Source organism: Burkholderia cepacia (genome assembly GCF_001039005.1).
Taxonomy (GTDB): domain Bacteria; phylum Pseudomonadota; class Gammaproteobacteria; order Burkholderiales; family Burkholderiaceae; genus Burkholderia; species Burkholderia theae.
Genome location: NZ_LDWR01000001.1, coordinates 18,915 through 32,165 on the forward strand (window position 1 = coordinate 18,915; position 13,251 = coordinate 32,165).

Below are 13,251 nucleotides of genomic sequence, written 5' to 3' on the forward strand. Positions count from 1 at the left end.
CCAAGCCGCGATTTTACGTGGTTTCGGCGCACGGCTGACGCGGTAACTTCCCGCGATCGCTTTTCAGGCAGTGCGCCCTTATTTAGATTTCGACATTCCCATGCCCGCCCTTTCGCTTTCTCCCGCCGAGCGCTCCGCGCTGCGCTCCCAGGCCCATGCGCTCAAGCCCGTCGTGCTGATCGGGGCCGAAGGGCTGACCGACGCCGTGCTGAAAGAAATCAAGGTGCACCTCGGCGCGCACCAGCTGATCAAGATTCGCGTGTTCGGCGACGAACGCGACGAACGCGTCGCCATCTATGACGAGATCTGCGACCGCCTGAGCGCGGCGCCGATCCAGCACATCGGCAAGCTGCTGGTGATCTGGAAGCCCGAAGCCGCCGCGGCTGCTCCGGCCCGCGGCCGTCGTGCCGGCACGCTGCCGAGCGCGGCCGAAGCCGCCGACGACAAGAAAGGCCGCGCACCGCGCACCGTCAAGGTCGTCAAGGTGTCGCCGAACGCCAGCCCCGTGCGTCGCCCGAAGCCGACGAAGGTCGTCGTGCGCGGCAACGAGCGCGTGACGGCGGGCGGCAACGTGAAGCGCGCGAAAAAGCGCCAGGCAAGCACCAAGCGGCCGTTCCAGGACAAGTAAATCGCGGATGCGGCATGGCGCACGCCGTGCCGCCCTGCCCGCGCGGCGCTCAGGCGTCGCGCGCCGGCAGACGCCAGATCAGCATCAGCCCCAGCACACTCTCGACGAGGTAGAACACGCTCGAGACGCCGTGCAGCATCCCGAAGCGACTCGCGTACGGCGAGTTGGCGATATCGGTGCCCGCGTCCATCGCGGCCACCCGCAGCGCATTCATGAACGGCTGCAGCGCGAAATACCCGATCAGCACGCACACGACCATCGCGGCGACGATCCAGCGCACGCGGCGATATTCGCTGCTGCCGTGCCGCACCTGCTGGTTCGACAACGCGAGCAGCAGCACGCCGCACACGACGCCGAGGATCGCCTCGATACGGAACAGCTGGGCGGCGACCGAACCGGCCGTCATCCGCTCCAGCGTCTTGAACAACACGGGCGCGACCGCATACCCGATCGTCAGCAGGCTGCCGACCCACACGGCCGACAGCAGACGGAACACGCGATGCGGCATCACGTCGCCCCGCTTCAGATGTAGCTGACCGAGATGATTTCGTATTCGCGCACGCCGCTCGGCGCCTGCACGGCCGCGACGTCGCCTTCGCTCTTGCCGATCAGCGCGCGCGCGATCGGCGAGCTGACCGAGATCAGGCCGTGATCGATATCGGCTTCGTCGTCGCCGACGATCTGGTACTTGACGGTGTCGCCCGACTCGAGATCCTCGAGTTCGACCGTCGCGGCGAACACCACGCGGCCATCGGCGTCGAGCACCGTCGGATCGATGATTTGCGCGGCAGACAGCTTCGATTCGAGATCCGCGATGCGGCCCTCGATGAAGCCCTGTTTTTCCTTCGCGGCATCGTATTCGGCGTTTTCGGACAGATCACCCTGTGCGCGGGCCTCCGCGATCGAATTGATCACGGCCGGCCGCTCGACGGACTTGAGGCGCTGCAATTCATCGCGCAGTTGCTCTGCGCCACGCTTTGTCAACGGAATGGTGCTCATAAACGGCTCAATCGCTAAAAACGGCTTTAAAAAAAATCACCGCGATTAAGCGCGTTTCCGATGAACCGGAAACACCGCTTAACCGCGGCACGTATTGCTTCGACAGGAACCTGACTGCTTAGTTTAGGCGAGCGTGAAGACCTTGTAAATCATAGACTTCCAGATCCTTCAGGTAGCGCAAACCTTCGACAGCCGCGCGCGCGCCCGACATCGTCGTGTAGTACGTGACCTTGTGCGCCTGTGCGCTCATGCGGATCGAACGCGAATCGGCGATCGCCTGGCGCGTCTCGTCGACCGTCGTGAACACGAGTGCGATCTCGCCGTTCTTGATCATGTCGACGATGTGCGGACGGCCATCCTTCACCTTGTTCACGACCTTCACCGGCACGCCGGCCGCTTCGATCGCGGCAGCCGTGCCCTTGGTCGCGACGATCGGGTAGCCGAGATCGTGCAGCATGCGCGCGACTTCGACCGCCTTCGGCTTGTCGGCATCCATCACGGTCAGCAGCACCGTGCCCGACTCCGGCAGGCGCGAGCCGGCCGCGAGCTGCGACTTGAACAGCGCTTCGCCGAACGTCTGGCCGACGCCCATCACTTCGCCGGTCGAACGCATTTCAGGCCCGAGGACCGGATCGACCGTCGGGAACTTGACGAACGGGAACACGGCTTCCTTCACGCTGAAGTACGGCGGTACGACTTCCTTCGTCACGCCCTGCTGCGCGAGCTTCTGGCCGACCATCGCGCGCGCCGCGATCTTCGCGAGCGGCAGGCTGGTCGCCTTCGACACGTACGGCACCGTGCGCGATGCGCGCGGGTTCACTTCCAGCACGTAGATGATGTCCTGCTTCGAACCGTCCGCCTGCGGCACCTGCTGGATCGCGAACTGCACGTTCATCAGGCCGACCACATTCAGCGCCTTCGCCATCGCGCCCGTCTGGCGCTTCAGTTCGGCCACGGTTTCCTTCGACAGCGAGTACGGCGGCAGCGAGCATGCCGAGTCGCCCGAGTGGACGCCCGCCTGCTCGATGTGCTCCATCACGCCGCCGATGAACACGGCCTCGCCGTCGCAGATGCAGTCGACGTCGCATTCGATCGCGTCGTTCAGGAAGCGGTCGAGCAGCACCGGCGAATCGTTCGACACCTTCACGGCCTCGCGCATGTAGCGCTCGAGGTCGCGCGGCTCGTGGACGATTTCCATCGCGCGGCCGCCAAGCACGTACGACGGGCGCACGACCAGCGGATAGCCGATTTCCTCGGCCAGCTTGAGCGCTTCGTCTTCGGCGCGCGCGGTGCGGTTCGGCGGCTGGCGCAGGCCGAGGTCCTGCAGCAGCTTCTGGAAGCGTTCGCGGTCTTCGGCCGCGTCGATCATGTCCGGCGACGTGCCGACGATCGGCACACCGTGCGCCTCGAGGTCGAGCGCGAGCTTCAGCGGCGTCTGGCCGCCGTACTGGACGATCACGCCGACCGGCTTTTCCTTGTCGACGATCTCGAGCACGTCTTCAAGCGTCAGCGGCTCGAAGTACAGGCGGTCGGACGTGTCATAGTCGGTCGACACCGTTTCCGGGTTGCAGTTGACCATGATCGTTTCGTAGCCGTCCTCGCGCATCGCGAGCGCCGCGTGCACGCAGCAGTAGTCGAACTCGATGCCCTGGCCGATCCGGTTCGGGCCGCCGCCCAGCACCATGATCTTCTTGTTGGTGGTCGGCTGCGCCTCGCACTCTTCCTCATAGGTCGAGTACATGTAGGCGGTTTTCGTCGCGAACTCGGCCGCGCAGGTGTCGACGCGCTTGTAGACCGGGCGCACGTTCAGTTCGACGCGACGCTTGCGGACGTCTTCCGGCGTCGCGCCGAGCAGCTTCGCGAGGCGGCGGTCGGAGAAGCCGCTCTGCTTGACATAGCGCAGCTCGTCGAACGACAGCGACGCGAGCGTGCGGCCCGCGAGCGCCTTTTCCTTCAGGATGATCTGCTCGATCTGCTCGAGGAACCACGGATCGATCGCGGTTTCCGCGAAGATTTCCTGGGCCGTCATGCCGATGCGGAAGGCATCGCCGACATACCAGATGCGGTCCGGACCCGGCTCGTGGATCTCGATCGCGATCTCGTCGCGGTTGGTCGACTTCTCGTCGAGACCGTCGACGCCGACTTCGAGGCCGCGCAGCGCCTTCTGGAACGATTCCTGGAACGTGCGGCCGATGGCCATCACTTCGCCGACCGACTTCATCTGCGTCGTCAGGCGCGAATCGGCTTCACGGAACTTCTCGAACGCGAAGCGCGGGATCTTCGTGACGACGTAGTCGATCGTCGGCTCGAACGATGCGGGCGTCTGGCCGCCGGTGATTTCGTTCTTCAGCTCGTCGAGCGTGTAACCGACCGCCAGCTTCGCAGCGACCTTCGCGATCGGGAAGCCCGTCGCCTTCGACGCGAGCGCCGACGAACGCGATACGCGCGGGTTCATCTCGATGACGACCATGCGGCCGTCCTTCGGGTTGATCGAGAACTGCACGTTCGAGCCGCCCGTGTCGACGCCGATCTCGCGCAGCACCGCGAGCGAGGCGTTACGCAGGATCTGGTATTCCTTGTCGGTGAGCGTCTGTGCCGGCGCGACCGTGATCGAGTCGCCGGTGTGCACACCCATCGGGTCGAGGTTCTCGATCGAGCAGACGATGATGCAGTTGTCGGCGCGGTCGCGCACGACTTCCATCTCGTATTCCTTCCAGCCGAGCAGCGATTCCTCGATCAGCAGTTCGCGCGTGGGCGACAGATCGAGACCGCGCTTGCAGATCTCCTCGAACTCCTCGCGGTTGTACGCGATGCCGCCGCCCGAGCCGCCGAGCGTGAACGACGGACGGATCACGACCGGGTAGCCGCTGCCGCCCGTTTCCGCCATGATCTCGGCCTGCACCTTGGTCGCTTCTTCCATCGAATGCGCGATGCCCGACTTCGCGGAGCCGAGACCGATCTTGGTCATCGCTTCCTTGAACTTCTGGCGGTCTTCCGCCTTGTCGATCGCTTCCGGCGACGCGCCGATCAGCTCGACGCCGAACTTCTCGAGCACGCCATGGTGGTGCAGGTCGAGCGCGCAGTTCAGCGCGGTCTGGCCGCCCATCGTCGGCAGGATCGCGTCCGGGCGCTCCTTCTCGATGATGCGCGCGACGACTTCCCACGTGATCGGCTCGATGTAGGTCACGTCGGCCGTGTTCGGGTCGGTCATGATCGTCGCCGGGTTGCTGTTGACGAGAACGACCTTGTAGCCCTCCTCACGCAACGCCTTGCAAGCCTGCGCGCCCGAATAGTCGAACTCGCACGCCTGGCCGATGATGATCGGGCCGGCGCCGATGATGAGGATGCTCTTGATGTCTGTGCGTTTTGGCATGGCTTGTGAATTCAATAAGTAATCGTTGTCGTGGGTCGGCCGGCGGCGCTCAACTCATGGTGGCGAGCGCAAGCTTCACCGAGAAACCGATGAACAGGCCGCCCACGCTGCTCGCCGCGCCGGCCGCAAGCTTGCGGCGGCGGCGGAAATGCTCGGCGAGCCGCGCACCCGCGAAGATCAGCGTGCTCAGGTACAGGAAGCTCGCGCATTGCGCGATCGCCCCGAGCACGACGAACGACAGCGCGGGATGCGGGAATGCCGGGTCGACGAACTGGATGAAGAACGAGATGAAGAACAGGATCGCCTTCGGGTTCAGCAGGCTCACGATCAGCGCCTTGCGGAACGGCCGCTCGCCGTCGACCGCCTGCGGCGCGTCAGCCGGCGCATTGGCCGGCGCACGCAGCTTTTGCCACGCGCCGCGCAGCATGCCGGTGCCGATGTAGAGCAGGTACGCGGCGCCGCCGTACTTGACGACGGAGAACAGCAGCGGATTCGCCTTCAGCAGCGACGCGACGCCCGCGGCGGACAGCACCATCAGCACCGTATCGCCGACGAACACGCCGCAGGCCGCGCGATAGCCGGCCTTCACGCCGCGCTGCGCCGCGAGCGACAGCACGTACATCGAGTTCGGCCCCGGCAGCAGGATGATGAAGATCACGCCGAACACGTAGGTCCAGATATCCGTGATGCCGAGTGCGTGGCCGAACATGATGCGAATCTCCCGTTCTTCGGTTGCGTTACGCGTTGCGCTGCTTCGCCGCGTCCATCAGCGCGGTGAAACGGTCGAACAGATAGCCGATGTCGTGCGGGCCCGGCGATGCTTCCGGGTGGCCCTGGAAGCAGAACGCCGGCTTGTCGGTCAGCTCGAAGCCCTGCAGCGTGCCGTCGAACAGCGACACGTGCGTCACGCGCGCGTTGGCCGGCAGCGAATCCGCGTCGACCGCGAAGCCGTGGTTCTGCGACGTGATCACGACCCGGCCGTCGCCGAGATCCTTCACCGGATGGTTCGCGCCGTGGTGGCCCGTCTTCATCTTCAGCGTCTTCGCGCCGACCGCGAGGCCCATGATCTGGTGGCCGAGGCAGATGCCGAAGGTCGGCACGCCGCGCTCGATAAATTCCTTCGTGGCCGCGATCGCGTAATCGCACGGCTCCGGATCGCCGGGGCCGTTCGACAGGAAGATGCCGTCCGGATTCAGCGCGAGCGCATCGGCCGCGCTCGCCTGTGCCGGCAGCACCGTCACGTGGCAGCCGCGCTCCGCGAGCATGCGCAGGATGTTGTACTTGACGCCGAAATCGTACGCGACGACGCGGTACTTCGGCGCTTCCTGCATGCCGTAGCCGCCTTCGAGGCGCCATTCGGTCTGCTTCCACTCGAACGGCTTCGTGGTCGACACGACTTTCGCGAGATCCATGCCGGACAGGCCCGGGAACGAGCGCGCGAGCTCGATCGCCTTGGCCTCGTCGTCCGAACCCGCCAGGATGCAGCCGCCCTGCGCGCCCTTGTCGCGCAGGATACGGGTCAGCTTGCGGGTGTCGATGCCGGCGATCGCGACGACGCCTTCGTCGCGCAGGTAATCGCCGAGCGTGCGGTCCATGCGGAAGTTCGATGCGAGCGTGGGCAGATCACGGATGATCAGGCCGGCGGCATGGACTTTCGTGGCTTCGACGTCTTCGGCATTGACGCCGACGTTGCCGATATGCGGGTAGGTGAGCGTAACGATCTGGCGCGCGTAGCTCGGATCAGTGAGGATTTCCTGATAGCCGGTAATCGCGGTATTGAACACGACTTCGCCGATCGTATGGCCTTCGGCCCCGATCGAATAACCACGAAAGACCGTGCCGTCGGCGAGTGCAAGCAAGGCGGGAGAAAAAGACGGCAACACGGGAGGCTCCTTGGGGAACACCCTGCTGCCGACCTGTTTACCCTGCCGCGCGAGCGCCGCGCTGCGTGGGCGCGCGTGGTCGCTTGCTGGACGCGGCCTGCGTTGTCGAGACGCGAACCCGGCGCGTGGCGCACGAGGCTTCGCGGCATCGCCCGGCAGGCGGCGTGCGGCGGATGAACGGGATGAATGAGGTAGGCGCTAGGGTGCGAGGTTGATCAGCACAAACTTTCAAATTATAGCCTGAAAATGGCCCTATCTTCAATCGATATGGCCGTCCGATCATGCGTGCGCCGCCACCGGCAGCGTGGCCGGCGTGCGCGCGCAATGTGCTGCGGCCCCGTTTCCACGGCCGCCCCACCCTTCAGCGTACCGCTGGATCAGTGCGCTTGGCCAGCGCCGCGCGCGGGCCACACGTACCAGACCGCGCTCGCGAGCTGCAGCGCGAGCAGCACGCCCCAGGCGGTGAAGTGCGCGGCGGCCGGATAACGGCCGTCGACCGCCGGCCAGTGCGACAGCACCGCGCCGACGCCGATCTGGAACGCAAAGATCAGCAGGAAGATCACGAGCGTGAGCGTCGTGTTCGCGCGACCGATCAGATGGGCGGGAAAGTGCCCGGCCATCACCGCGTAGGTCAGGATGCCGACGCCGCCGAACATCCCGTATGCGGCCCACAGCACGGCCGGCGGCAGCGGCACGCGCGCGACGATCGCGACCTGCGTCGCGACGAACAGCGCCATGCCGACGCCACAGAACGCGTAGACGGACACGCCGCGCCGCTCGAGCACGCGCGCGGCAGCGCCGAAGCCGACGCAACCGGCCATCATCGCGAAGCCGAGCACCGACACGAGGCGCGCGGCGTGCGGCGCATCGAACCCCGCGACATCGCGCAGGTACGGCCCGACCCACAGCGACTGCATCGCGTAGAACACGCCCTGCGTGACGACGGAGAACGACGAGATCTTCCAGAACGCGCGGCTGCTCAGGATGTGCCAGGTGCCCTTGAACTGACTGACGAGTCCGCCCTGGTGGCGCACCTGCTTCACTTCGGGCGCGCCGAAGCCGATCGAAGCCGCGACGAGCACCGTCAGCACCGCGAGGCCGAAACAGATCTCACGCCAGCTCGTCCAGCCGAGCAGCCAGGTCAACGGCGAACCGACCACGACGCCGCCGAGGCCGCCGACGGCCATCACGAGCCCATTGACGAGCGGCAGCCGGCCGACCGGGAAATGCTGCGCGAGCGCCTTGAACGCCGCGCCGAGACATACCGACACACCAACGCCGATCAGCAACCGGCCGGCCATCATCGTGCCGATGCTGTGCGCGGCACCGAACACGGCCGCACCGGCCGCCGCGAACAGCAGCATGCCGGCCGTCACGCGGCGCGGGCCGAAATGGTCGAGCATCACGCCGGCCGGGATCTGCGCACCCGCGAAGCCCAGGAAATAGAGACTGGTGAGCAGGCCGAGATCGGCGGCCGACAACCCGAGCTCGTGCGTGACGAACGGCGCGAAGCCCAGATTGACACCGCGAAACACATACGACACGAAATACCCGACCGAAAACAGCGCGAGCACCCTCACCTGCACCGACGACATCGCTTCCCCTTGTTATTGAAGACCTTCGACGCAGCGCCCCCGCGCCGCGCACAAACGAAAACGCCGTCACCTCGGTGACGGCGTTTCGTCGCATTCGTCGGATGATAGCGCAATCGGGCGACCGGGGCCGGCCGCACGATGCGCCTTGCAGCCGCGTTACTTCTTCTTGCCCTTGTGCGCGGCGGCCTTGGCCGGCGCGGCTTTCGCGGGGGCAGCCTTTGCCGATCTGGCCGCCGGCTTTGCCGCGCCACGCTTCGCGCCGTGGGACTTGCCGCCCACCGCCAGGCTCGCGCGCTCGATGTGCGCGCCACCGGCCGACGTCGCAATCCGCTCCGGACCCGGTTCGGCCGGCACCGAACGGCCGACCGGCACGTGCAGCACCAGCGCCTGGCCCGGCATCACGAGATCGCGATGCGTGCGGTTCCAGGCCTTCAGCTGGCCGACCGACACGCCGTAGCGGCCGGCGATTGCCGCCATCGACTGCTTGCGGCGCACGCGGATCAGCATCTTGCGCGTGTCGGGCACGTCGGGTTCCATCGCGAGCGCGCCGTTCTCGGCGACGTCGGCGCTGATGTCCTCGTCATCGTCGTCGCCGCGCGGCACGACGATCGTCGAGCCCGGCTTCAGGCGCATGCCGGCCGGAATCTTGTTGATCGACATCAGCGTATCGGCGTCCACGCCGATCTTCTCGGCGATCGCGGCCGGCCGCGCGCGTTCGCTGACCGTATAGGTGGTCCACGACGACAGCTGGCCGTTGTATGCCTTCAGGTTCTTCTCGAACGCCGCCGCGTTGTCGAACGGCAGCAGGATCTGCGGCTCGGTCGCGCCGAGGATGACCGGCTTCGAGAACGACGGGTTCAGCGAGCGGAATTCGTCGAGCGACAGGTTCGCGAGCTTCGCGGCGACCGCCACGTCGATGTCGCGCGCCGTCGTGACCGTCACGAAATACGGGTGGTTCGGGATGTCCGGCAGCGCGAGGCCGTACTGCTGCGGGTTCGCGATGATGTTCTTCACCGCCTGCAGCTTCGGCACATAGTTGCGCGTCTCGTTCGGCATCCGCAGGTTCTGGTAGTCGGTCGGCAGGCCGGCCGCCTGGTTGCGCGCGATCGCGCGCTGCACGTTGCCCTCGCCCCAGTTGTACGCGGCAAGCGCCAGATACCAGTCGCCGAACATGTCATGCAGGCGCGACAGGTAGTCGAGCGCGGCACTCGTCGACGCGAGCACGTCGCGGCGCTCGTCCTGCCACATGTTGCGCTTCAGGTTGTACGTGCGGCCCGTGCCGGGCATGAACTGCCACATGCCGGCCGCCTTCGCGACCGACAGCGCCTGCGGGTTGTACGCGGACTCGATGAACGGCAGCAGCGCGAGCTCGGTCGGCATGTGACGCGCCTCGAGCTCCTCGACGATGTGATACAGGTACTTCTGCGAGCGCTCGGTCATGCGCTGCACGTAATCGGGCCGCTGCGTGTACCAGGTCGTCTGCATGTCGACGAGGTCGCTCTGCAGGTCGGGCATCTGGAAACCGCGGCGGATGCGCCCCCAGAGATCAGGGTCTGCACTGGTCAGGTCGCCGACGGATTGCTTGTCGACGTCGACAGTCTCTTTGGCGGTGGCTGATTTACGGAGGTAGGTGGACGTCGCCTGCGAATCGGCGGCGTTGTTGGCGACAGGGGCCTGGCTCGCACAAGCGGCGAGTAGCAGGACCACCATCGCACTCAATATAAGTCGCATGAAAATCTCGGCTTCCGACGGCTGGAAATTGCAGGCGATACTACGGAAGTGCGTGCTTCACGTCAATAAAAACACCGAAAACTCAGCGAAATCCTACATTTGGAGCAATTTTTACAGACAACGCTTGAGCTTTGGAGTCCTCCGGAATTGATCATCGGAACCGATTTTTCCACTCGCGCATCAGCGTGAACGCCGCCAGACGATCCGGAACCGTTTCGTGAAGCTCGGCCTCGAGCGTCGCGCGAATCGCGTCGCTGTCGGCCCGCATGAACGGGTTAACGGCACGCTCGTGCGCGATCGTAGTGGGCAGCGTCGGCGCGCCGCGCGCGCGCAGCGCCTGCGCGTCGTCGCGCCACGCGGCGAGCGCCGCGTTGCCGGGCTCGCACGCGAGCGCGAAGCGGATGTTCGACAGCGTGTATTCGTGTGCGCAATGCACGTGCGTGTCGCCCGGCAGCGCGGCGAGCGCGTCGAGCGACGCGAGCATCTGCGCGGGCGTGCCCTCGAACAGGCGGCCGCAGCCGCACGAGAACAGCGTGTCGCCGCAGAACACGTGCGGTGCGGCGGCGCCCTGCCCGGCCGCGCCTTGACCGGCCGTCTGGAAATAAGCGATGTGGCCGCGCGTATGACCCGGCACGTCGAGCACGTCGAACGCGACGGCCGGCGCGTCGAGCGCCACCCGATCGCCGCCCGCGAGCGGCCGCGTAACCACGCCGATCGCCTCGGCCGCGGGGCCGTAAACGGCGAGCGGAACATCGTCCGGTTGGCTATTGCGCAGCGCCTCGACACCGCCGACGTGGTCGGCGTGATGGTGCGTGAGTAAAATAGCGGTCAACCGCCAGCCTCGTTCGGCAAGAACCCGGCGTACGGGCGCGGCTTCACCCGGATCGACGGCGATCGCATCGCGGCCGTCCGAGACGAGCCAGATATAGTTGTCTTCGAATGCCGGCACCGGCACGTATTCCAGCTCGTTCATGGGCGCGCAATCATCGTTATGTCTGACCGACAAATTATAGACTGGCCTGCCTGGACCGACTCGCCTCCCGGCCGCTACGTGCTGGGCTGGGAGCAGGCGCAGCTCGACCGGATCGTGTCCGACGTGTTCGGGTTCCACGCGCTGCAGCTCGGCCTGCCGCAGCTCGACGCACTGCGCGAGAACCGCATGCCGTATCGCGGCCTCGTGCTCGATCCGGCGAGCGGCGCGAGCGCGCCGTACCAGTACCCGTGGGCGCGCGAAGCGCATTCGCCGGAGCACGCGCCCGCCGATCGCAGCACGACCTGGTGCGACCTGCTCGACCTGCCGTTCGAGTCGCAGAGCGTCGACCTGATCGTGATGCCGCACACGCTCGAATTCACGTCCGACCCGCACCGCCTGCTGCGCGAGGCCGAACGCGTGCTGATGCCGGAAGGCCAGCTCGTGATCACCGGCTTCAATTCGCTCAGCCTGTGGGGCATGCGGCAATCGTTCGGGCGCATGGCGAACCGGCCGTTCGTGCCGGCCACGCGCGACCAGATCGCGTTCATCCGGCTCAAGGACTGGATCAAGCTGCTCGGCTTCGACCTCGAACGCGGCCGCTTCGGCTGCTACCGTCCGCCGCTCGTCACCGACAAGTGGCTGGCCCGCTACGGCTTCATGGAAGCCGCGGGCGACCGCTGGTGGCCGATCTTCGGCGCCGTCTACATGGTGACGGCCGTCAAGCGCGTGCGCGGCATGCGCCTCGTCGGCCAGATCAAGATGAAGAAGCCCGTGCTTGCGCCGGGCCTGACGCCGGCGGCCTCCCCGACCACCCATCAAGAACATTCATGACAACCGATACCATCGACATCTATACCGACGGCGCCTGCAAGGGCAATCCCGGCCCGGGCGGCTGGGGCGCGCTGATGCGCTACGGCGACCGCGAGAAGGAGCTGTTCGGCGGCGAGCCCAACACGACCAACAACCGCATGGAGCTGATGGGCGTGATCTCGGCGCTCGAGGCGCTGAAGCGGCCGTGCCAGGTGATCGTGCATACCGACTCGCAATACGTGCAGAAAGGCATCAGCGAGTGGATCCACGGCTGGAAGAAAAAAGGCTGGGTCACCGCGGCGAAGACGCCCGTGAAGAACGCCGACCTGTGGAAGCGCCTCGACGCGCTGGTCGCGCAGCACGAGGTCGAGTGGCGCTGGGTCAAGGGCCACGCGGGCCATCCCGAAAACGAGCGCGCGGACGCACTCGCGAATCGCGGCGTCGAATCGCTGACGGCCTGAACGCAGGCCGTTCCCCTGTTTCCTTCGTTTTTCCCGACATGCGCCAGATCATTCTCGATACCGAAACCACCGGCCTGAACGCCCGCACGGGCGACCGCCTCATCGAAATCGGCTGCGTCGAGCTGCTGAACCGGCGGCTCACCGGCAACAACCTGCACTTCTACGTGAACCCCGAGCGCGACAGCGATCCGGGCGCACTGGCGGTGCACGGCCTCACGACCGAATTCCTCAGCGACAAGCCGAAATTCGCGGAAGTCGCCAACCAGATCCGCGACTTCGTGAAGGACGCGGAGCTGATCATCCACAACGCGCCGTTCGACCTGGGCTTCCTCGACGCCGAATTCGCGCGGCTCGACCTGCCGTCGTTCACCGAACATTGCGGCGGCGTGATCGACACGCTCGTGCAGGCCAAGCAGATGTTCCCGGGCAAGCGCAACTCGCTCGACGCGCTGTGCGACCGCTTCGGCATCAGCAACGCGCACCGTACGCTGCACGGCGCACTGCTCGACTCGGAGCTGCTCGCGGAGGTGTATCTCGCGATGACGCGCGGCCAGGACAGCCTCGTGATCGACATGCTCGACGACGCAGGCGCCGACGGTGGCGCGGCGAACGGCCAGCGCGTGTCGCTCGCCGCGCTCGACCTGCCCGTGGTGACCGCGAGCGACGACGAACTCACCGCGCACCAGGCGCAACTCGACGAGCTCGACAAGTCGGTCAAGGGCGCCTGCGTGTGGCGCAAGTCCGCGGACACGGACGCCGCGCAGACGGCCTGACGCACTCAGCTTGCGCTGCAGCCGC

At 66.2% G+C, this 13,251-nt stretch carries 12 protein-coding genes; 4 read left to right on the top strand and 8 right to left on the bottom strand.

The window, feature by feature from the left end:
* Positions 1 to 100 precede the first annotated feature (100 nt).
* Positions 101 to 628 (top strand): YhbY family RNA-binding protein, encoded by a 528-nt coding sequence (locus VL15_RS00090; protein WP_048242429.1) that lies wholly within the window; start codon positions 101 to 103, stop codon positions 626 to 628.
* Between the two features lie 49 nt (positions 629 to 677).
* On the opposite strand, the gene VL15_RS00095 is transcribed toward VL15_RS00090, so the two are convergent.
* From VL15_RS00095 to gloB, 8 genes are all read right to left on the bottom strand, one after another.
* Entirely contained in the window at positions 678 to 1,136 is a 459-nt protein-coding gene (locus VL15_RS00095; RefSeq protein ID WP_048242430.1) for a DUF4149 domain-containing protein, read from the bottom strand.
* A 14-nt stretch (positions 1,137 to 1,150) separates the two neighbouring features.
* Positions 1,151 to 1,627: a transcription elongation factor GreA gene (gene greA / locus VL15_RS00100; RefSeq protein WP_048242431.1), complete on the bottom strand. Its 477-nt coding sequence runs from the start codon at positions 1,625 to 1,627 to the stop codon at positions 1,151 to 1,153.
* Between the two features lie 118 nt (positions 1,628 to 1,745).
* Positions 1,746 to 5,000, bottom strand: coding sequence for a carbamoyl-phosphate synthase large subunit (gene carB / locus VL15_RS00105; protein WP_048242432.1), 3,255 nt, complete (start codon positions 4,998 to 5,000; stop codon positions 1,746 to 1,748).
* A gap of 49 nt (positions 5,001 to 5,049) precedes the next feature.
* Entirely contained in the window at positions 5,050 to 5,709 is a 660-nt protein-coding gene (gene leuE, locus VL15_RS00110) for a leucine efflux protein LeuE (protein WP_048242433.1), read from the bottom strand.
* A 28-nt stretch (positions 5,710 to 5,737) separates the two neighbouring features.
* On the bottom strand, positions 5,738 to 6,883 hold the full coding sequence (gene carA / locus VL15_RS00115; protein ID WP_048242434.1) for a glutamine-hydrolyzing carbamoyl-phosphate synthase small subunit: 1,146 nt from the start codon (positions 6,881 to 6,883) through the stop codon (positions 5,738 to 5,740).
* Positions 6,884 to 7,260: 377 nt separating this feature from the next.
* Positions 7,261 to 8,478, bottom strand: coding sequence for an MFS transporter (locus tag VL15_RS00120; protein ID WP_048242435.1), 1,218 nt, complete (start codon positions 8,476 to 8,478; stop codon positions 7,261 to 7,263).
* 156 nt (positions 8,479 to 8,634) lie between these two features.
* Positions 8,635 to 10,209 (bottom strand): transglycosylase SLT domain-containing protein, encoded by a 1,575-nt coding sequence (locus VL15_RS00125; protein ID WP_048242436.1) that lies wholly within the window; start codon positions 10,207 to 10,209, stop codon positions 8,635 to 8,637.
* Positions 10,210 to 10,360: 151 nt separating this feature from the next.
* Positions 10,361 to 11,182, bottom strand: a complete 822-nt coding sequence (gene gloB, locus VL15_RS00130) for a hydroxyacylglutathione hydrolase (protein WP_048242437.1) — start codon at positions 11,180 to 11,182, stop codon at positions 10,361 to 10,363.
* 18 nt (positions 11,183 to 11,200) lie between these two features.
* Here gloB and VL15_RS00135 point away from each other — a divergent pair, with 18 nt between their 5' ends.
* Genes VL15_RS00135 through dnaQ form a run of 3 tightly spaced genes read left to right on the top strand, consistent with a single transcriptional unit; the run spans position 11,201 to position 13,226 of the window.
* Positions 11,201 to 12,013 (top strand): class I SAM-dependent methyltransferase, encoded by an 813-nt coding sequence (locus tag VL15_RS00135; protein ID WP_048242438.1) that lies wholly within the window; start codon positions 11,201 to 11,203, stop codon positions 12,011 to 12,013.
* A complete protein-coding gene (rnhA, locus tag VL15_RS00140) occupies positions 12,010 to 12,453 on the top strand; it encodes a ribonuclease HI (RefSeq protein ID WP_048242439.1) in 444 nt (147 codons plus the stop codon). Before VL15_RS00135 ends, rnhA begins: the two co-directional genes overlap by 4 nt.
* Positions 12,454 to 12,491: 38 nt before the next feature.
* Positions 12,492 to 13,226 carry a DNA polymerase III subunit epsilon gene (gene dnaQ / locus VL15_RS00145; protein ID WP_048242440.1) on the top strand — a complete coding sequence of 245 codons (735 nt, stop codon included), beginning with the start codon at positions 12,492 to 12,494 and terminating at the stop codon, positions 13,224 to 13,226.
* Positions 13,227 to 13,251 lie beyond the last annotated feature (25 nt).

Coding starts and splice junctions, on each gene's coding strand:
- VL15_RS00090 (WP_048242429.1), top strand. CDS start 101: ATGCCCGCCCTTTCGCTTTCTCCCGCCGAGCGCTCCGCGCTGCGCTCC.
- VL15_RS00095 (WP_048242430.1), bottom strand. CDS start 1,136: ATGCCGCATCGCGTGTTCCGTCTGCTGTCGGCCGTGTGGGTCGGCAGC.
- greA (WP_048242431.1), bottom strand. CDS start 1,627: ATGAGCACCATTCCGTTGACAAAGCGTGGCGCAGAGCAACTGCGCGAT.
- carB (WP_048242432.1), bottom strand. CDS start 5,000: ATGCCAAAACGCACAGACATCAAGAGCATCCTCATCATCGGCGCCGGC.
- leuE (WP_048242433.1), bottom strand. CDS start 5,709: ATGTTCGGCCACGCACTCGGCATCACGGATATCTGGACCTACGTGTTC.
- VL15_RS00120 (WP_048242435.1), bottom strand. CDS start 8,478: ATGTCGTCGGTGCAGGTGAGGGTGCTCGCGCTGTTTTCGGTCGGGTAT.
- VL15_RS00125 (WP_048242436.1), bottom strand. CDS start 10,209: ATGCGACTTATATTGAGTGCGATGGTGGTCCTGCTACTCGCCGCTTGT.
- gloB (WP_048242437.1), bottom strand. CDS start 11,182: ATGAACGAGCTGGAATACGTGCCGGTGCCGGCATTCGAAGACAACTAT.
- VL15_RS00135 (WP_048242438.1), top strand. CDS start 11,201: ATGTCTGACCGACAAATTATAGACTGGCCTGCCTGGACCGACTCGCCT.
- rnhA (WP_048242439.1), top strand. CDS start 12,010: ATGACAACCGATACCATCGACATCTATACCGACGGCGCCTGCAAGGGC.
- dnaQ (WP_048242440.1), top strand. CDS start 12,492: ATGCGCCAGATCATTCTCGATACCGAAACCACCGGCCTGAACGCCCGC.